At 69.1% G+C, this 18479-nt stretch carries 17 protein-coding genes; 1 reads left to right on the plus strand and 16 read right to left on the minus strand.

Going from position 1 to position 18479, the window contains the following annotated elements; genetic code table 11:
- Positions 1–326: 326 nt before the first annotated feature.
- Entirely contained in the window at positions 327–1355 is a 1029-nt protein-coding gene (locus AC6H2I_RS25285) for an extracellular solute-binding protein (RefSeq protein ID WP_497503533.1), read from the plus strand.
- A 34-nt stretch (positions 1356–1389) separates the two neighbouring features.
- Here the strand turns inward: AC6H2I_RS25285 and fdxB are convergent, their stop codons facing one another.
- From fdxB to AC6H2I_RS25365, 16 genes are all read right to left on the minus strand, one after another.
- Positions 1390–1683 (minus strand): ferredoxin III, nif-specific, encoded by a 294-nt coding sequence (gene fdxB, locus AC6H2I_RS25290; RefSeq protein ID WP_497503534.1) that lies wholly within the window; start codon positions 1681–1683, stop codon positions 1390–1392.
- Positions 1684–1738: 55 nt separating this feature from the next.
- Positions 1739–1939 (minus strand): CCE_0567 family metalloprotein, encoded by a 201-nt coding sequence (locus tag AC6H2I_RS25295; protein ID WP_497503535.1) that lies wholly within the window; start codon positions 1937–1939, stop codon positions 1739–1741.
- Positions 1940–1980: 41 nt separating this feature from the next.
- Positions 1981–2475, minus strand: coding sequence for a NifX-associated nitrogen fixation protein (locus AC6H2I_RS25300; RefSeq protein WP_497503536.1), 495 nt, complete (start codon positions 2473–2475; stop codon positions 1981–1983).
- A gap of 6 nt (positions 2476–2481) precedes the next feature.
- On the minus strand, positions 2482–2988 hold the full coding sequence (gene nifX, locus AC6H2I_RS25305) for a nitrogen fixation protein NifX (RefSeq protein WP_497503537.1): 507 nt from the start codon (positions 2986–2988) through the stop codon (positions 2482–2484).
- The gene (nifN, locus tag AC6H2I_RS25310; RefSeq protein WP_497503538.1) at positions 2967–4370 is read right to left on the minus strand and encodes a nitrogenase iron-molybdenum cofactor biosynthesis protein NifN; all 1404 of its coding nucleotides are present in this window, start codon (positions 4368–4370) and stop codon (positions 2967–2969) included. Before nifN ends, nifX begins: the two co-directional genes overlap by 22 nt.
- Positions 4371–4385: 15 nt before the next feature.
- Positions 4386–5759: a nitrogenase iron-molybdenum cofactor biosynthesis protein NifE gene (nifE, locus tag AC6H2I_RS25315; protein ID WP_497503539.1), complete on the minus strand. Its 1374-nt coding sequence runs from the start codon at positions 5757–5759 to the stop codon at positions 4386–4388.
- A 202-nt stretch (positions 5760–5961) separates the two neighbouring features.
- Positions 5962–6513: a carbonic anhydrase gene (locus tag AC6H2I_RS25320; protein ID WP_497503540.1), complete on the minus strand. Its 552-nt coding sequence runs from the start codon at positions 6511–6513 to the stop codon at positions 5962–5964.
- A gap of 100 nt (positions 6514–6613) precedes the next feature.
- Positions 6614–6898 (minus strand): Ada metal-binding domain-containing protein, encoded by a 285-nt coding sequence (locus tag AC6H2I_RS25325; protein WP_497503541.1) that lies wholly within the window; start codon positions 6896–6898, stop codon positions 6614–6616.
- A 115-nt stretch (positions 6899–7013) separates the two neighbouring features.
- Complete coding sequence (locus AC6H2I_RS25330; RefSeq protein ID WP_497503542.1) at positions 7014–7478, minus strand: type III secretion system chaperone; 465 nt, start codon at positions 7476–7478, stop codon at positions 7014–7016.
- 13 nt (positions 7479–7491) lie between these two features.
- Positions 7492–8064, minus strand: a complete 573-nt coding sequence (locus AC6H2I_RS25335; protein ID WP_497503543.1) for a hypothetical protein — start codon at positions 8062–8064, stop codon at positions 7492–7494.
- A 13-nt stretch (positions 8065–8077) separates the two neighbouring features.
- Positions 8078–10300, minus strand: coding sequence for a hypothetical protein (locus AC6H2I_RS25340; RefSeq protein ID WP_497503544.1), 2223 nt, complete (start codon positions 10298–10300; stop codon positions 8078–8080).
- A 173-nt stretch (positions 10301–10473) separates the two neighbouring features.
- The gene (locus AC6H2I_RS25345; protein ID WP_497503545.1) at positions 10474–12357 is read right to left on the minus strand and encodes a hypothetical protein; all 1884 of its coding nucleotides are present in this window, start codon (positions 12355–12357) and stop codon (positions 10474–10476) included.
- A gap of 226 nt (positions 12358–12583) precedes the next feature.
- Complete coding sequence (nifK, locus tag AC6H2I_RS25350) at positions 12584–14146, minus strand: nitrogenase molybdenum-iron protein subunit beta (protein WP_497503546.1); 1563 nt, start codon at positions 14144–14146, stop codon at positions 12584–12586.
- Positions 14147–14175: 29 nt separating this feature from the next.
- Complete coding sequence (gene nifD / locus AC6H2I_RS25355; RefSeq protein ID WP_497503547.1) at positions 14176–15615, minus strand: nitrogenase molybdenum-iron protein alpha chain; 1440 nt, start codon at positions 15613–15615, stop codon at positions 14176–14178.
- A gap of 142 nt (positions 15616–15757) precedes the next feature.
- A complete protein-coding gene (nifH, locus tag AC6H2I_RS25360; protein WP_497503548.1) occupies positions 15758–16654 on the minus strand; it encodes a nitrogenase iron protein in 897 nt (298 codons plus the stop codon).
- Positions 16655–16984: 330 nt separating this feature from the next.
- Positions 16985–18349, minus strand: a complete 1365-nt coding sequence (locus tag AC6H2I_RS25365) for a hypothetical protein (RefSeq protein WP_497503550.1) — start codon at positions 18347–18349, stop codon at positions 16985–16987.
- Between the last annotated feature and the right edge of the window lie 130 nt (positions 18350–18479).

Here is an 18479-nt window from a genome sequence, read left to right on the forward strand (position 1 = left end):
GCGCCAGCGGGCCGCGGCGCGGCGGCGTGCGGGCCGGCGGGTGCGCGGGCGGGCGGTCCGGTCCGGCGGCGGCCGACGGCGCGGCGGCGCGGTGGCGTGGGGTCATGCTCCTGGCACCCGGTCCGGCCCGGGACGCCGGTCGCCCCGGCGGCGGGTGCGCGCACCCGCCGACCGTCTTGTGTACACCGGGCGGCGGCGGGTTTTCCACCGCGGGGGGCAGGCGTTCGTTGACCCGGGCCGCGTATCACGGGCAGGTGTTGGGGTGGACGGACAATCCGCCTGGTCTGCTGGGACGGGGATCGTTGGCAATGGGAGTGTTGGGGCGGATGGCGGCCGGCCTTGTGGCCATCGCCGTGCTGGCGCCGGGCGCCGCGGCCGCGGTCGACCTGCGCCTCCTGACCTGGCCGGAGTACACGGCGCCGGCGCTGCTGGAGCGGTTCGAGCGGGAAACCGGCGTCCATGTGACGGTGGAGACCTATCCCTCCGTCCAGGCGCTCGACCGCCGGCTGCGCGAGAACCCCGGCCGCTACGACCTCGCGGTGGTCACCGAGTACGCGATCCCCGACCTGATCGCCCGCGGCGCGGTGGAGGCCGTGCCGGTGCGCGCTCTGCCGTCCTTCGCCAACGTCGACGACCCCTGGCGGGCCCCCGCCTATGATCCCGAGGCGTGCTTCTCCGTCCCCTGGCACTGGGGAACCACCTCCTTCCTGGTGGACCGCGCGGTGTTCGACGGCGACATCGACACCCTCGGGCTGCTGTTCGACCCGCCCGAGGCACTGCGCGGGCCGGTCGGCATGCTCTACGACCCGGGGGAGGTCTTCACCATGGCGTTCCGGTACCTCGGGCTGCCGCGGTGCAGCACGGAGCCCCGGCACCTGGCCCAGGTGGAGGCGCTGCTGGCGCGCCGTGCCGGCGACCACGTCGTGCTGAGCGGCGACGACCTGCCGGTTCTGCGCAACACCGGGCGGCTGGCCGTCTCCATGGCCTGGAACGGACACGCCATGCGGGTGCGGGGGGCGCGGCCGACGGTGCGCTACGCCTACCCGCGCGAAGGGGTGACGGTGTGGACCGACGCGTTGGTGGTGCCCAAGGGCGCGCCCAACCCGGCGGAGGCGCAGCGCTTCATGGCGTTCGTGATGGAGCCCGAGAACGCGGCCCTGCAGACGGCCCACACCCGCTACGCCACGGCCATCCGGGGGGCCGACGACCATCTCGACCCCGCCCTGCTGGAGGCGCCGGAGATCGTCGTGCCGCCCTCCGCGCGGCTGGAGTTCGTCAAGCCCTGCAAGGCTTCGGTCTACGACCGCTATCGGGCGATCTGGGCGCGGGTGACGGGCACCCGGCGCGCCGACTGAGGGGCGCGCGGGCCGTCCCGTGCCGGGCCGATCCTCAGAGGGCCATGGTGTCGTGGCGGATGCAGCTCTTGGAACAGACCTTGGCGCAGCTTTCGCACCCGATGCAGTTGCCCGCCTCCTTGATGCTCATGACCTTCTTCTCGGCCTCGTCGTCGAAGGCGTCGACGATGTCGCCGTCCTCGGTGATGCCGATCAGCTCCAGCACCCCGCGACCGCAGACCTTGAAGCAGCGGCCGCAGCCGATGCACTGGCCCTGGTCGATGGCGTCGACGAATTTCGGAGTCCAGGCGTTGCCGCCACGGGTCAGGCCGGTCACGGTGGCGCTCATGGCGTCGCTCCTTCAGTCGGTGTCGGGGGGGCCGGGGCGCGTCGGCGGCGCCGGGTCATGCCCGTTCCAGCGCCTTCAGCGCGGCGCGCTTCTCGGTCAGCGTCTTGTAGGCGTCGAAGGTCTCGGCGGCGACCTCGAGGATGCGCTCCCAATTCTGGGGCAGTTCCTCCGACAGGTCGTGCAGATCCATCTTCTTCTGGGTGGCACGGGCGTTCAGCTTCTTGATCTCGTCCTTGAGGGCGGCGGGATCGGTCACGGGTCGGGCCTCCTGAGGGGGGGGCGGGGCGGGTGCCCGCATCAGATGCGGGCGACCTCCGGATGCTTCTCCACCAGCGCGACCGCCTCGCGGACGATCTTCGCGCCGTCGGTCTTCAGCTTCTCAGGCGTCGGGAAGCCGAACCGATGGACGTCGCGCAGGTGGCGCGACACCACCACCAGCCGGCCGGCGATCAGGACGACCCGGCCGAATCCTTCGTGGCTCATCTTCAGCATCGGCGTCGCCATGACGCCGGTCAGCTTCTCGATGCAGATGCCGATCGCCTTGTAGAACAGCTCCAGCCGCCACAGGGTGTCGGGGTCGGGGTCGCCCATCATCGGGATGGCGGCGCGGGCCTCGCGGTCGAGCACGAACGGGGCGAGAATGGTCTCGTCGCTCTTGCCCTCCCAGGCGCCGTAGCTGTCCTCGGCGCGGAACAGCATCACCAGCATCTTGTAGAACAGGTCCTCGATGTCGGCGCCGGCCCCGCTGCTGGCGGGGGCGTTCGCGTCGGGCGTGGTCAGTGTGTCGGACATGGCCGCTCAATCCTCTTCGTCGTCGAAATCGATGGTTCGCGGCTCGCCCTTGGCCAGCGCCTTGCGCAACCAGGGCGGCGGGTTGCCGTTGATGGTCTCGATCAGGCGGTCGAGCAGCACGGTGATCCGGTCCGTCGCCTCGACCTTCACGGGGTGGATCTTCTTGGCCACGACCCGCGCCGCGGCGGAGGCGCCGATGGCCGAGAGGTAGATGATCGCGCAGTCGCCGATCGCCTCCAGCTTCGGGATCAGCTTGTCCTCGTTGCCGTCCTCGTACATGGAGCCGCCGAACTGGCAGGACTCCAGGAGCCGGTAGCCCTGGCGGTCCACCTCGTAGACGGCGATGGTCTTGGCCCATCCGAAATGCGCGTCGACGTGCTGCATGTCCTGCGTGCAGAACGCTACCTTCATCCGTCCTCCTCCGGGGCGCCCGGCCCCACCCTGATCGCGCCCACCCTGGTCGCGCCCACCCTGGTCGCCCTCCACCACCGTCAGCCGCCGTTGCATGCGCATGACCCGCCTCCGTCGCCGCCGCAGCTGGTGCCGGGCCCATGATCAAGCCCATGCCCGTGCCCATGCCCGGGTCCGTGATGATCCACCTCGCGGGCGAGGAAGATGTTGCCGATCTCGAACAGCAGGTCGCGGGTGCCGCGGTAGCCGACCGTCACCTTCATGCTGCCGCCCAGGCGGTCGAACACCGGCAGGCCCATGCGGTGCAGCGGAATGCCGAGCCGCGCCGATCCCATCCGGCCGTGGGCGTTGGAGACGATCAGGTCGGCGTCACGGGCCACCGCCTCCAGATCGGAATGGTCGCCGACGATGACCGTGGTGGCGGGCACCTTCTCCAGCACCGCCGCCTGGGTCGGCGACACCGCGGCGACGACGCTGGCTCCCATGTCGGCAAGGAAGCTGGCCACCGCGAACAGCAGGTCGGGCTCCAGGGCGACGGCGATGCGCTTGCGCGAGAAGAAGAAATGGCCGTCCAGCATGGCGTCGACCACGCTCTCGCGCTGCCGGCGCAGGTGCTGGGGCACGGGCCGGCCGGCGATCTCCGCCAGGGTCTTGACCAGGCGGTCGCAGGCCTCCAGCCCGGTCAGCCGGTCGAAGTGGATGGTGGGCACGTCGGTCTTCAGCTCCAGCGCCGCCGCCGGCATGCGCATGTGCGAGCCGATCGCCAGGGTCGCCGCCGAGGTGCCCATCAGCCGCACCTGGTCCAGCGTGGTGCCGCCCAGGGAGTGCGCGGTGAAATCGTCGGGTTGGCGGCCGCACAGGGACAGCGCCAGATCGGGCAGGATGATCGGCTTCAGGCCGAAGCTCTCGATGACGTCGCGCAGTTCCTCCACGTCGCCCGGCGAGAGGTGGCTGCCGGCCAGCACGTTGACCTGGTTGCGCACCCGCGTGGCGGCGGGCTGGGCGAAGCGTTCCACGATCCCCGCGACCGCCGCGGCGAAGCCGTCCTCGAACCCGCCGGCGAAGTCGGGCGTGTTGACGAAGGCCAGGCCGAGGTCGGCGAGATCCGGGTTGCGCTGGCGGAAGGTGGCGAAATGGCCGGCGAGGTCCTCGCCCTTGGTTTCGGTGACGCCGGTGGTGCACACGCCGATCAGGTCCGGGGCCATCCGCTGGTGGATGGTGCGGATCGCCGCCTCGAGGTTCTCGTAGCCGCCGAGGATGGTGGACACCTGGTCCATGGCGGTGGTCTGCAGGGGGATCGCCTCGCGGAAGTGGCGGACCAGCAGCACCAGCCCGAAGGCGGTGCAGCCCTGGGAGCCGTGGAACAGCGGCAGGCAACGGTCCATGCCGAGGAAGGCGAGCGCGGCACCCAGCGGCTGGCTCATCTTCAGCGGGTTGGTGGCGGCCGCCTTGGCGGCGGTGGGGACGCGATGGATGTGGGTCATGGCCGGCGTCCTCGCTCAATCCCAGGGGGCGGGCTGGCGGACCTGCCGCCAGATCGGGTTGGACAGGGTCTTGTCGATCTCCTCGCACAGGTTGACGATGCCGTCGTACCCGGCGAAGGGATGGTGCCGCTCCTGGTTCACGTCCAGCCACGGCACCTTGGCCTTCAGCGCGATGAACTGCGAGCGCCCGCCCGACAGCATGATGTCGGCTTCCGAGTCGCGCAGCATGCGGTACATCTCGCGTGGCTTCAGGTCGTCCCAGGTGTGGAACTCGGCCCCTTTCATCTTCTTGATGCGGTCCTTGTCCTCCCTGGTCGATTTCTTGGTCGAGGTGCCGATGATGGTCAGCCCGGCCTCCTCCAGCGCGGTCACCATCGACCAGCTCTTGACGCCGCCGGTGAACAGCAGCACCCGCTTGCCCTGGAAGCGCGGCCGGTAGACCTCGAGGCGGCGGCGCACGCGCGCCTCCTCGCGGGCGATCACGCCCTCGGCGCGCTCGACGATCTCGATGGGGGCGCCGCGGTCGACAAGCATGCGGGCCATGGTCCGCAGGGTGTCGGAGGTGTCGGAGACGCCGTAGAAGGAGCCCTCGAAATAGGGGATGCCCCAGCGCTCCTGCAGGGTGCGGCCGATGTTCACCAGCGCCTGGGAGCACACCACCATGGTGACCCGGGCGCGGTGGGCGCTCGCCACCTCCGCGTAGCGGCCGTCGCCGGAGATGGACGACAGGACGCGGATGCCGATCTCGTCGAGCAGCGGCGTCACCTGCCACATCTCGCCGGCGAGGTTGTACTCCCCGACGATGCAGACGTCCGTGGGGGTGGTGCGCTCCGGCTCCACGGTGCCGATCACATGGTCGAGCAGGGCGTTGCCGGCCAGCTTGTTGCCCAGGTTCTTGGAGCCGACGAAGCCCGGCGCCACCACGGGGATCACCGGCTTGCCGAACTTCGCCGTGGCGTGCTTGCACACCGCCTCGATGTCGTCGCCGATCATCGCCGGGACGCAGGTCTGGTAGACGAACACCGCCGGCGGGTCGTACTGCTGGATGACCTCGCGGATCGCCTTGAACAGCTTCTTCTCGCCGCCGTGCACGACGTCGAGCTCCGACAGGTCGGTGGTGAAGCCGGTGCGGTAAAGCTGCGGACCCGAGGAGCGCGAGCCGCGGTTGTCCCAGGAGTTGCCGAGGCAGGCGATCGGGCCGTGCACCACATGCGCCACGTCGGCGATGGGCTGGAGCACGATCATCGCCCCGTCATAGGCGCAGCCGCCGGCGGCTGCGCCGGGCTTCAGGGCCTTGGTGCAGCCCTTCTTGCGCTCCTTGTCGGATTTGGCCTGGTTGACCGCGCAGCCCGGCTCCTTGAACGCCTCCTGGATCTTTTCCTGAAGCATCGATGCATCTCCCGCGGCTGGTGTGCGACGAAACGATGCATGGTGCGTGCCAGAAGGGGGTGGCCCGTTATCGGTCTGATATTATTGGAGAAACCATGGATGCGCCGCCTGTTCGGAACCCGACATGGCGGGGGGCGGGGCGCCGACTTTGTCGGGTGTCGGACAGGGGCGGGGCGCCGTCAGGCGGTCCCCGCCCGGCCGCTCAGCCGACGGCCTCGACCGTGCCGTCGAGGTTCATGATGAGAAGCTCCACCCCGAGGTCCGGGTGCTTCTCCTTGATCATGCCGCCCAGCTTGGCGAGGATCTCCTTGTGGATGGTCGTCTCCTTCTGCTTGTCCTGGGAGAAGTCGGTGCCCAGGAAGACCTTGTAGGCGCCGCAGTCGCGGTGATCCATGACGATCACGGTCTTGATGTTGTGGAGCTGCTTGGCGACGTCGACGTGGTCCCAGAAGGTGGCGTTCCACGCCGCCTTCTGGTCGGTCAGCGCACCCAGGCTGGCGCCGGCGAGGATGACGTGGTCGTACTTGTTGGTCAGGCCGCGCCCGTCCATGTAGTGCGTCGTGTCGTCGACCAGGCGGTAGTCCATGCAGCTCAGCAGCAGCGCCTCGATGCCGCCCGCGGCGGCGGCCTCGCGCGACGCGGGCAGGCCCAGCAGCATGGCTCCGCCGCCCAGCGCGGCGATCTTGAGGAACTGGCGCCGCGCCTTGGGGGCGGTGGTGGCGTGGTGGGTGCAGTCGGCCGCATGCCTGTTCATGTCAGTCTCCCTGTGGTTCGTTAAGACATCGCGGAGACACCACTATGGCAGAGCAATCCGTCGCGTCACCTGTGATATCGCGATTCAGTGGAGTGGCCGCTCAGGCGCACGCTTGTTGCGGTCTTTTGAGGAAAACGCACTCTGTATTGGACGTTTCATTGCCGGCGCGGGGGTGGCAACGCTTGCAGGGACGGTAGCCGGCGGCCTCGGCCGCGGCCGGCGTCGCGTGGACGGTGACATTGGTCCGTTTCGGCCGCCGGGACGGGCAGGACGGGCGGCAATACACCCCCGTCGTGCGCACCGCGTACCAGAACCGCCCGTCGGCGCGGGCATCGCGGTGAAGCAGGGCGGCCCAGTGCGGGTCGTCGATGGCGTCGCCGGGCATGGTCGGTCGTCTCCGCACGGTCCCCGCGGGCCGCGGGCGTCGCGTTCGGTGATGCCATCGGCGGACCGCGCCCGCCACCCGATCCTTGCGCGGGCGGGAGAACGGACCGACCGCTTCACGCCCGCATGAAGTGTGACGGGTCCTCAGCTGAGGGTGCGGACGGGTCCGCGGGGACGTCGGCGCTCAACACGCCCATCCAGTCCTCGGCCGTGTCGACAAAGCGCTCCACGACGGCGCCGAGGCCCGCCGCCGGCACGCCGGCGATGGCGCAGGGCAGGGTCAGCAAGGCATGCGGCGGGTCCTCGCCCGTGAGGGCGAGCGTGGCATCCAGGGTGGCCCGCCAGAACAGGTTGCCACGCAGCATGACTTCGTAGGTCTGCTGCCGGTTCTCCTCCGGCACGGCGCCGAGATCGGCGAACAGGACGATGCGCTCGCTGTCATCATCGCATTGGAAATGCACGGAGATGGCGTCGTCGAACCGCAGCGCGCAGTAGCCGGTCTCATCGAGGTCGAGGGCCGGCATGCCGATCTCGGCGCCGAGCCGGCGGACGAGGGCGCGCGCTGCGTCGCGGGGTGTCATGGGGCTCTCTCTCCTATGGAACGGTCACTTGGCCGGACGCGACCGCGTCCAGGTGCTCCAGCGCGTCGCCGAGGGTGAAGAGGCCGCCGGCGTGCCAGTCGAGTTGGCCCACCTCCGGAGCGGTGCGAAGCCAGCCGAAACCGGACGCCGCGAAATCGCTGGAGACGACCAGCAGGCGCCGCGCCGGCGGCATGCGGGCGGACACCCGGTCGAGGCGCGAGCGCAGCTGCGCCACCTGGCCGAGGCGCTCGCGGATCGACGCGGCCTGGCGCTCCGGATCGCCATAGGCGCCGCCGAACGACCATTGGGCAAAGAGGGCGAGGGGACCCTGCACCAGGAAGTAGTGGTAGGCCCAGGAGTTCATGCCATGCCCGTCGAACCCGAACAGGACATAGTCGGGCACGGCCGTGGTCGACACCTCGTGAACGAAGTGGGCGATGCTGTAGGGCGATTCCTCGGTCGACCGGCTGGCGAACACGGTGTCCGACAGCCGCACCAACGTGGCCGCCAGCGGCTCCGGGACGGAGGGAAGCGGGGCGCCGCTGTCCTCGAAGAGCGGCCGCGCTTGGGCCAATGCGGAAGTCATCGGGAGCCCCATCTCAGGCGAAGTCGCGGGCGAGGTAGCTGGTCTTGGGATCCTGCAGGTGCCGGGCCGCGATGGGGGTTCCCCAGGCGTCCGGCGCGATCACGGCGCCCTTGGCGTCGAGGTCGCGGATGTGGTCCTGGATGACGACGAGGCGTTGCTTCGCGGCGTCCACCTCCTCCTTCGTGACCAGGTCGCCCAGCGTCTCCTCCAACGTCTTCGGCGTCATGGAGAGAAGCGCGTCGCTCATCGCGGTGTCGACGACGTCCGGCAGCTTGAGCGAATGGTAGGCCTCGGTCCGCGGATTCTTGGGGTCGTGCAGCATGGCGTTGGGGTTCTTGATGGATTTCCCCAGGCAGATGTCGTTGTCAATGCCCTTCACGCCGCGCACCTGCCTGGTCTCCTTGTCATAGTCGATCATGTAGTTTCCCCCATGGCGGTCGCCCTGGGCGAGGAGTCCATCCAGGAGCTGGAGCTTGACCAGATCGCGCTGCAGCACCGGATCGTTGCGAAGCGCTTTCAGGTCCGCTTTCGTCGCGATGATCTTCTGGTCATGCATGTCGTTCCGGGTCATTCCAGGCTCGATGCTCATCACCAGACCGAGCTTGTGTTCACGCCCGCCGGCCGGTCTCTCATGCTCGCGCACGCCGATCTCGGCCGTCGGCAGGACATGGAACCCGAGCGCGCGGTCGACCGCGGACGCGGCGATGTTGCGCTCCGCGTAGTGCGGCTGTCGCTGATCGATGCCCATCGCCTTCGACGCGACCGGGATGATCTTCTGTTGGCCGTAGGGACCGATCTCCTCGGCGAGGCTCTTCAGCGCCTTGTAGGCGACCGCCATCGTCCGTCCGTCCCTGGTGGTGACCGTCAGCTTATCGACCGTGTTGAACGCCCCTTTTCCCAGCTGCCCCGTCCGCTCGATGGTGCTCGTCGGGCCGCAGTCGTGAAGCATGGCCGGCGGCGTCAGGGGAATGCCGAACGCCTTGTACAATTTGCCGGTTGCCCGGTTCAACCCGGCTTGCGCCAGCACCACCGTTTCATCGGCGGTGAAGCCCGCCTTGCTGTACCGCTCCGCCCTGTTGAGCGACACGCCGGCGCTGGCCAGCGTGGCCGCTCCGGACGGGTGATACCCTGCGTCGATGAAGGGCTTGAGTTGATCGGGAGATACACCGTTTGCGGCGAGGCGCGCCGTGTCGGAAATGGAGCAACCCAGGTCCCGGCAGGCGATGGCGTCCTCGACCGACGCCCCGGCGCAGGCCAGTTCGGCGGCGCTTGACGCAAAGAACCCCGCCTTGGCGAAGGGCTTGAGGTCGGCCAGGGGCACGTTGCGGGCGACAAGGCGCAAGGTGTCCCGCACGTTGTGACCGGCGGCGCGGTACTCCGCCGCCACGTCGGCGGTCGCGCCGGTGTCGTGCAACCGGATCGCGTCCTTGAGGGTGAAGCCGTTCTGGAGGAACGGCGCGGCACTGGCCCGCGTGACGCCGCGGTCGATGGCGTGCCGCGCCGCCTTCGGGTCGACGCCCCCGGTGGCGAAGGCGTTGGCGTCCGCCAGCCCGATCCCCTGTTGGCGGTACGCGACGGCGTCGCGCACGCTCAGGTTTCCCGGCCAGGAACCGCCGTCGTGGATGCAATCCTCGCTCACCGCGCGCAAGGCGGTGCGCAGCGTGGCGATCTGCTCGCGCAGCGCCGCCACCTCCTCGGTGCGCGTGTGCCCGCTCCGGGCGACATAGGCTCCCGCCGCGAGGTCCAGCTCCTGGAGGTGCAGGTCAAGGTCCTGGAGGTCGCGGGCGGGGTCGCCGGGGCGCTGGTCGAGGGTGGGCTGAAGGGCCTCGAGCTTGCCGAGCAGGTCCTTGTAGCCGGTCGACATGCGGTGCAGGGTGAGGCGGAAGACGAGGCAGGAGAACCGGATGTCCTCCTTGGGACGCCCGGCCCGGCCGATCATCTGCGCGCGCGTCGGAAACGCCGTGAAGCGCGCCCGGTTGCGCAGCTCGGTGCCGGCGGGCGGTGTGCCGCCGACCCGCCGCTGGCCCAGAGGCGTGGCGTTGCGCGTGCGGGCGGCAAACAGGCTGCGCAGCACCGGAAAGGGTGACGCGCCGCCGGCGCCGATCACCCGGCCGTTCTGGCTGCCGCGCATGGCCTTGGGCGCCATCGCCCGGTCGCCGCCGGTGTCGGTCGCGCCCCGATCGTCGCGCAGATGGCTGGGGTCGAGGCCGCGGACACTGCTCATCGAGAACGACATGGCCTCTCACCTCCTTCGCCGCCGCGCCGTCACGCCACGGCTTCCCCGCGCGCCGGCCACCGCCGACGGGATCGGGAGTGTACAAACCGATCCCACCCCTGTCCAGCCCACCCGCCCTTGGGTTGTTCTCCGCGAGACGAAACGATTCAAAGTTGAAGTCGGCGTCCGCCGTGTCAGGCGAGGTCGCGGCCGACATAGCTGGCGGCGGCACTCACCAGGTGTTCCGAGGCGGCGTCCGATCCCCACGCGTCGGTGGCGATGACCAGGTGTCGCGCCTCAAGGTCGCGGAGGTGGTCCTGGATGACCATCAGGCGTTGCTGGGCGGATGCCACCTCCGCGGGCGTGACCAGATCCCGCAGCGCGTCGTCGAGGGTGGCCGGCGACAGGCCCAGGAAGGCGTCGTGCATCGCGGTGTCGACGATCTCCGGCAGCCCCACCCCGTTGAAGCCGATCCTGGCGGGATCGCCGGCATCCGGGATCATCGCGTTGGGGTGCCTGATCGCCGCGCCGAGGCACTGGTCGTTGTCGATTCCCGTGACGCCGCGCACCGTCCCCGATTTCTCGTCCCGGTCGATCATATAGTTGCCGCGGTGGCGGTCGCCCTGGGCCAGCAGGGCGTCGAGCAGCTGGAGCTTGGTCAGCTCCCGCCGCAGCACCGGGTCCGCCCAGAGGGGATGGTGCTCGTCGGATTCGGTCGCCGGGACCTCCGCCTTCAGCGTGTCGCAGGGCTTTCCCGGCGCCACCCCCATCACCAGCCCCAAACGATTGGCGGCGTTCAGGGCGCGTTGCTGGGTCGGCACCCTCAGGACGCCGAACTCCGCCCAGGGCACGATATCGAATCCCAGCGCCTTCGCCACGGCGGCGGTCGCGATGTTGCGCTGGCCAAACTGTGGCTGTCGGGGGTCGATGCCGGTGGCCCTCGCGGCCCATGGCAGCTCACCAACGGGACCCTCCGGTTTGAAGATCCCGACCCGGGTCTCGCCCGGACCGCCGGGGTCCGCGCCGGGAAGAACGATGGTCACCCGGTAGACCGCGTTGTGCTGCCCACTTCCAACAAACACAGGCGCCTGCGCGTCGTGCACCGGGCGGAACGCGCCAACGAGGGTCTTTTCCGTGATCGGCACGTTGGCGGCGCGGTAGTTCATGGCGATGTCCAGGCCAAGCTCCGCGCCGACGAGGAGCGCCTTCTCCGCGTCGGTGAAGCCGGCGGCCTGGAAGGCGCCCTCGCCCTTCGTCTTGATGGCGAGGTCGATCGCCTCGGCCACCGGGTGGTTGACGCGGAAGAGGCTGATGTCGGCCCGGCTCACCTTGCCGTCGACGGCGACCCGCGCCAAGGGCGCGGGGATCGCCTCTCTGGCAAACGGGGCGGCGTCGGCCAGGCCGAACCCCTCCTGGTGAAATTCGATTGCCTCGTTCAGGCTCAACTCGTCCGGCCACGCCCCGCCAAGCGCGTCAAGTTCGGACCGGAAGGCTCTGAACATCGCGATCCGCGCGCCAATTCCCTCGCGAAGCCGCGCCACCGCATCGGCGCGCGACCGTTCGCCCTCGGTGATGCAGGCGTCCGCGGCCGCGTCCAACCCCTGAAGGTCTTTGATGAGCGAGTCGATGTCGCCGAGCGTCGGCTCTTCGATCTTCTCAAGGGTGCTGTGGAAGCGCTGGATGTGGTCGAGCAGGGCCGCGTAGGCGGGGGAGCCGCGGCGTAGGGTCAGGCACAGGAAGGTGAGTTGGGTCCTTGGCCGTCCCGCGGTCTGCTCCAACCCGTTCCGTGTCGGCAAGGCGGCAAGGGTTTTCCGGTCGCGCAGCGTGATGGGTGCCGGTTCCCCCGCACCGACGCGCCGGGTGCCGAGGGGCGTCGTGCGTCTGGGGTTGTCGGCCTGCGGCGCGGCCGGCAGGGGAGTCGCACCTTCCACGCGGGTGGTGCGCCGCCTGTTCAGGCGGCCCGTTGCGGACCCCGGCGCCGGGGCGGTCCCGGTGCCCACGGGGTCGACGTCGGCGGATGCCGGGGTGACGGCGATCCGGCCCTTGAGCAGCTCGCTGCCAACGGTCGAAAGCGCCATGGGTGCAGCCCCTTCCGTGTCGTGCCCTCGACCTCTCGGGCATAGGGTCGCCTCACGATGCGCAGTGTACGAACTTTCGCGTCGCTGTCCAGCCGGGACGGCAGAGCGGAGCCGTTGAGGCGTCATGGGCGGAAACGCGGACCGGCGCCCGTCCAGGGACGGGCGCCGGCCGCACTCGCCGATTGCGGGCGCCTCCTCCCGGAAGGGAAGGAGGAGGCGTTTGCGATCAGCGGATCAGGTCGAAGGAGATGTCGGTCACCCCGACCACGCTGGTCTGCTGGTCCAGGTCCTCGAAGATGCGGTCGAGGATGCGCACCATCACGTTCAGCGCGCCCTGGTAGCCCCAGGTCGGGTAGCGGTGGTGGTGGTGACGGTCGAAGATCGGGTAGTTCAGGCGGATCAGCGGGATCTTCGTGTCACGCTCCAGGTACTTGCCGTAGCTGTTGCCGAGGATGTAGTCGACGGGATCGGTGAACAGCAGCGAGCGCATGTGCCAGAGGTCCTTGCCACCGTAGGCCTCGCCGTGCTTGCCGAAGGGCGACCCGTCCAGCAGCTTCCGGACGGCTTTCTCCCACTTCTTGGAACCGGAGGTGGAGAGGACGTGGACCGGCTCGGCCCCCAGCTCCAGCAGGAAGCGGGTCATGCCCAGGCAGAAGTCCGGGTCGCCGTAGACCGCGAAGCGCTTGCCATGGAAGTAGGCGTGGCTGTCGGCCATGGCGTCGACCAGGCGGCCGCGCTCCAGGCGCAGGGCGTCGGGCACCGCCGTGCCGGTCAGCTCGGCGAGCTTCATCAGCAGCTCGTCGGTGGCGGCGACCCCCATCGGGTAGTTCAGCCTGGTGACGTCGTGGCCCTTCTCCTTGATGAACTGCAGGGTCTGGCCCGTGCAGTACTCCATCATGGAGATCGTCGCCTTGGCGTGCTTGGCCGCCGCGGTGGCCTCCAGGGGCGTGCCGCCGTCGTACATCCGGTACTCGCCGTCGCCCGGGGTGTCGAAGGTGTCCGACACGTCGCCGAGGATGGTGACGTCGATGCCGAACGCCGCCGCCAGCCGCTTCAGCTCCCGGTTGTTGCCGACGGCGTAGCCGTCGAAGCCGGGGATGATGTTGATGCTGGCGGTCTTCGGGACGTCGAACTCCTCCTCCTTGTTCCAGAAGTAGGTGAGGATGCCCTTGATCATGTTGTCGTAGCCGGTGACGTGGCTGCCGACGAAGGCCGGGGTGTGGGCGTACGGGACCGGGAAGTCCTGCGGCACGCTCTCCTTGTTCTTGGCGTTGGTGATGAAGCCGCCGAGGTCGTCACCGATGACCTCGGCCATGCAGGTGGTCATCACCGCGATCATCTTCGGCTTGTACAGCGTGTAGGCGTTGGCCAGGCCGTCGATCATGTTGTTCAGGCCGCCGAACACCGCCGCGTCTTCCGTCATCGACGAGGAGACGGCGCTGTTGGGCTCCTTGAAGTGGCGGGTGAGGTGGGTGCGGTAGTAGGCGACGCAGCCCTGCGAGCCGTGCACGAAGGGCAGGGTGCCTTCGAAGCCCTGGGCCGCGAACATCGCCCCGATCGGCTGGCAGGCCTTGGTCGGGTTGATGGTCACCGCCTCGCGCGCGAAGTTCTTCTCGCGGTAGTCCTGCGACTTGGTCCACTCCGAGACCTCGGCCACCTTCTCGTCGGAATGGCCGAATTCGAACTCCTGCTTCTTGCGTTCGAAGAGGTCCTTGTACTCGGGCTGGCGGAAGAGCGTGAAGTGGTCGAGGACCTTCTCGGCGCTCTGGGACACGGGGAAATCCGTCATGGTCTGGTGCTCCTATTCCCAAAGCGCGGTCAGAAGGGGGCCTTCGTCATGCCCCACACGGGGTTGTTGATGGCCATGTCCATGTCGCGGGCGAAGATCGCGAAGCCGTCGTAGCCGTGGTACGGGCCGGAGTAGTCCCAGGAGTGCATCTGCCGGAACGGCAGGCCCATCTTCTGGAAGACGTACTTTTCCTTGATGCCCGAGGCGACCAGATCGGGACGCAGGCCCTTGACGAACTCTTCCAGCTCGAAGCCGGTCACGTCGTCATAGATCAGCGTCCCTTCCTTCATGTAGTGCGTGGTGCGCTGGTAATCGTCGTTGTGGGCGAACTCGTAGCCCGTGCCGATGATCTCCATGCCCAGGTCATGGTAGGCGTCGGCGACGTGGCGCGGCCGCAGGCCGCCGACATAGATCATGACCTTCTTGCCGGCCAGGCGCGGCTGGTATTTGGCGATCACGGCGTCGACGACCGCCTGGTACTTGGCGATGACGCGCTCGGCGTTGTCCTTGATCGTGTCGTCGAACAGCGCGGCGATCTTGCGCAGCGATTCCGCGATCTGCGTCGGCCCGAAGAAGTTGTACTCCATCCACGGAATGCCGAACTTCTCCTCCATGTGGCGCGCGATGTAGTTCATCGAGCGGTAGCAGTGGATGAGGTTCACCTTGGCCTTCGGGGTGTTCTCCAGCTCGGCGAGCGTGCCGTCGCCCGACCACTGGGCGATCACCCGCAGGCCGATCTCCTCCAGCAGGATGCGGCTCGACCAGGCGTCGCCGCCGATGTTGTAGTCGCCGATCACGGTGACGTCGTAGGGGGTCGATTCGAAGCCGGCGACCGGCTCGGTCTTCTCGAAGATCCAGTCGCGGATGGCGTCGTTGGCCAGATGGTGGCCCAGCGACTGGGACACCCCGCGGAAGCCCTCGCAGCGGACCGGCACGACGGGCTTGTTGATCTCGGCGGCCTTGGCCCGGGCGACGGCTTCGATGTCGTCGCCGATCAGGCCGATCGGACACTCCGACTGGATCGAGATGCCGTTGGCCAGCGGGAACAGGTCGTTGATCTCGTCGATGACCTTGGCCAGCTTCTTGTCGCCGCCGAAGACGATGTCCTTCTCCTGGAAGTCGGAGGTGAAGTGCATCGTCCCGAAGCTGTCGACACCGGTGTCGCCGATGTAGTAGTTGCGGCGGCCGGACCACGAGTAGTAGCCGCAGCCCACCGGCCCGTGGCTGATGTGGATCATGTCCTTGATCGGCCCCCAGACCACACCCTTCGAGCCGGCGTAGGCGCAGCCGCGGATGGTCATGACACCGGGAATGGACTTGATGTTCGACTTGACCCCGCAATCCTTGGCTTCCGCCTCGAGGACGTTGAGGTGCTTGGCGCGACGCTTGCGCGTCTTCTCGGGATAGGCTTCGAGGACCTTGTCGACCAAACCCTTGACGTCGACGTCCTGATTCACGGACAGGCTCATGATGCCGGACTCCTGGAAAGAACTCTCCGTTCGCGCCGTCTCGTCACAGCGCGGGACCGGGCCCCTCCCTCCCACTCCCGCCCTTACCGGTGCGGGGGTGGGCTGGGGATGGGGCCAGTTGGATCGCCGAGGGATCCGGGGATCAGGCGCTGGCCTTGGCCGCTTCCTTGGCCGCCAGTTCGGCGAGCTGCTGTTCCTCGGTCTTCATGATGCCGAAGTCCATCAGCATCTCTTCCAGCTCTTCCATGGTGATCGGGGTCGGGATGACGCCGTTGCCCTTGTTGGCATGGATCTTGGTGGCGAGCTGGCGGTACTCGTCGGCCTGCTTGCTGTCCGGCGCGTACTCGATGACGGTCATGCGGCGCAGTTCGGCGTGCTGCACGATGTTGTCGCGCGGCACGAAGTGGATCAGCTTGGACCCGAGGCGCGCCGCCAGGGCCTCGGCCAGCTCCAGCTCCTTGTCGGTCTGGCGCTCGTTGCAGATCAGGCCGCCCAGGCGCACGCCGCCGCTGTTGGCGTACTTGAGAATGCCCTTGGAGATGTTGTTGGCGGCGTAGAGTGCCATCATCTCGCCGGACATGACGATGTAGATCTCCTGGGCCTTGTTCTCGCGGATCGGCATGGCGAAGCCGCCGCACACCACGTCGCCCAGCACGTCGTAGGAGACGTAGTCGACGTCCTCGTAGGCGCCGTTCTCCTCCAGGAAGTTGATGGCGGTGATGACGCCGCGGCCGGCGCAGCCGACGCCCGGCTCGGGGCCGCCGGACTCCACGCACTTGATGTTCTTGTAGCCGACCTTCAGAACGTCCTCGAGCTCCAGGTCCTCGACCGAACCGGCCTCGGCGGCGAGGTGCAGCACGGTGTCCTGGGCCTTGGCGTGGAGGATGAGGCGGGTGGAGTCCGCCTTGGGGTCGCAGCCGACGATCAGGATCTTCTGATCCATCTCGACCAGCGCGGCCAGGGTGTTCTGCGACGTGGTCGACTTGCCGATGCCGCCCTTGCCGTAGAAGGCGATCTGGCGAAGACCGGGAGTGGTCATGGTGCTCGCTCCTATGCTGTGTCCAAGTGGATCGGTGTCCGGGCCCCTTGGCCCCGTGCGGCGCGGGTGGTCGCCGCGTCCCGATCCCGGATATGCATCGAGCATGCCAACCGCGAAAATTCAGTCAACCTATTGGAAAACATGGGATGTTTGTCTTTGTCGCGATCCCGACGGAGGGTGCGTCAGGGTGGCGCAGCTGTGATGAACCCGACAAAGACCACAATCAATGTACGGACTAATACAGCGCGCCCGCGCCGCCGTCCGGCGACTCTCGCCCGGGGATGAACGCCAAGCCGGTTTCACCGGATCGGGCCATGGGCCCGGCCCGGCTCAGGCGGCCCGCTCCAGGGTCGCGCGCACCGCGGCGGCGCGGCCGTTGAGGATGTTGGCGGCGGCGCCGTGGTCCATCGACCGCATCAGCCGGGCCACCTCGTTGGCCCGGTGCAGCAGGTCGGCGGCGGCCTCCGGGCTGGCCGGGCGGTGTTCGACGGCGGCGGCCAGCAGGGCCGCGGTGCGCCGCGCCAGCGCCACCCCCTGGGCGACCAGGAAGCCGCACAGCGTGTCCAGCGCCGGCGGGCGCTGGGCGTGGCCGACGCCGAGCCGGGCGGCGAAGCGGTGCAACCACTTCACCTTGCGGATCAGCGCGACGACCAGCAGGGTGTCGAACTTCGGTTCGGGCAGCACGGTGTGCAGCAACTCGACCACGGCGTGGGCGAGGCGGGTCGCGGCGTCGACATAGTCCTCGAGGGCCTGGGCATCGGCCGGCTTGGCGAAGGGGCTGGGCTCCTCCTCGCGCTCCTGGAGGCTGTCCAGCATGCGCAGGGACAGCACGATCAGGCTGTCGACGGCGGCGATCACCGTCAGGCTGTCGTGCAGCGACACCAGGTTGCGGTTCTCCACGAAGCGCGTCAGGGTCGCCGCGCAGTGACGCAACGCCAGCCGCGCCACCCGGCGCGTCTCGAAGGCGACCTCGGTCAGCGGCCCGTGTCCGGCGCCCAGCGCCTCCATCACCAGGCGCTGGGCTTCCAGCCGCAGCAGGGCGTGCGACAGGTCGGCCACGCCGCCGGGACGCGCCACCGGCCGGTCGGCGCGGATGATCGCCTCGACCTGGGTGCGGCTTTGCCGCTCCACGCTCTCCAGCACGGCCTGCAGATGGTGGCGTCCCGCCCCGCGCAGCGTCATCAGCAGGGTGCGCATGGCCATGGCGATGGCGACGGCGCTGGGCAGCCCTTCCACCTCCACCGGCTCCGGCGCCCCGTGGGCCGCCGCCAGGGTGCCGAACAGGCGGTCGTGCAGGTGCTCGCGGCAGGCCGGCAGCATCACGTCCAGCAGCACCGGGGAGGCGTGGCGCAGCACGATCTCGTTGAGGCGGTCCGGCGATTGCCCGGCCAGGCCGTAGAGGGGGGCGCCGCCCGCGGGCAGCCCGGCGCGGCGGCGGTAGGGTTCAAGCAGCGCCAGCAGATCCTCGGCGGTGCCGTACGACATCGTCCGCCGCAGCAATTCGGCGGCGCGCACCGCGTCGTGGGCCTCCTGGGCCTGGCGCAGGCGGCGCGGCGGCAGCCTGGCGGGCGGGACGGCGGGCGGTGCGGCCGACGGTGTGGCGGGCGGTGTGGCGGGGTGCGGCGGCCGGGCCTGGGCCGGCGCCGGGCCGGTGGGGCGGCTCGTCGGCCAACTGACCGCAGCCGGCTTCGGCAACACGCCGTTTCGAGGTGTGTTCCGGCTGCGCCACCCCCACATCCCCACCCTCCTGCCTCGTTGCGGTGCCGCGGCGCAAGGCATCGCTGCCGTTGCCGTCGCGAATGGCCCTGGCGCCTCTTGGCCGCTT

Source organism: Azospirillum sp. NS33, from assembly GCF_059703765.1.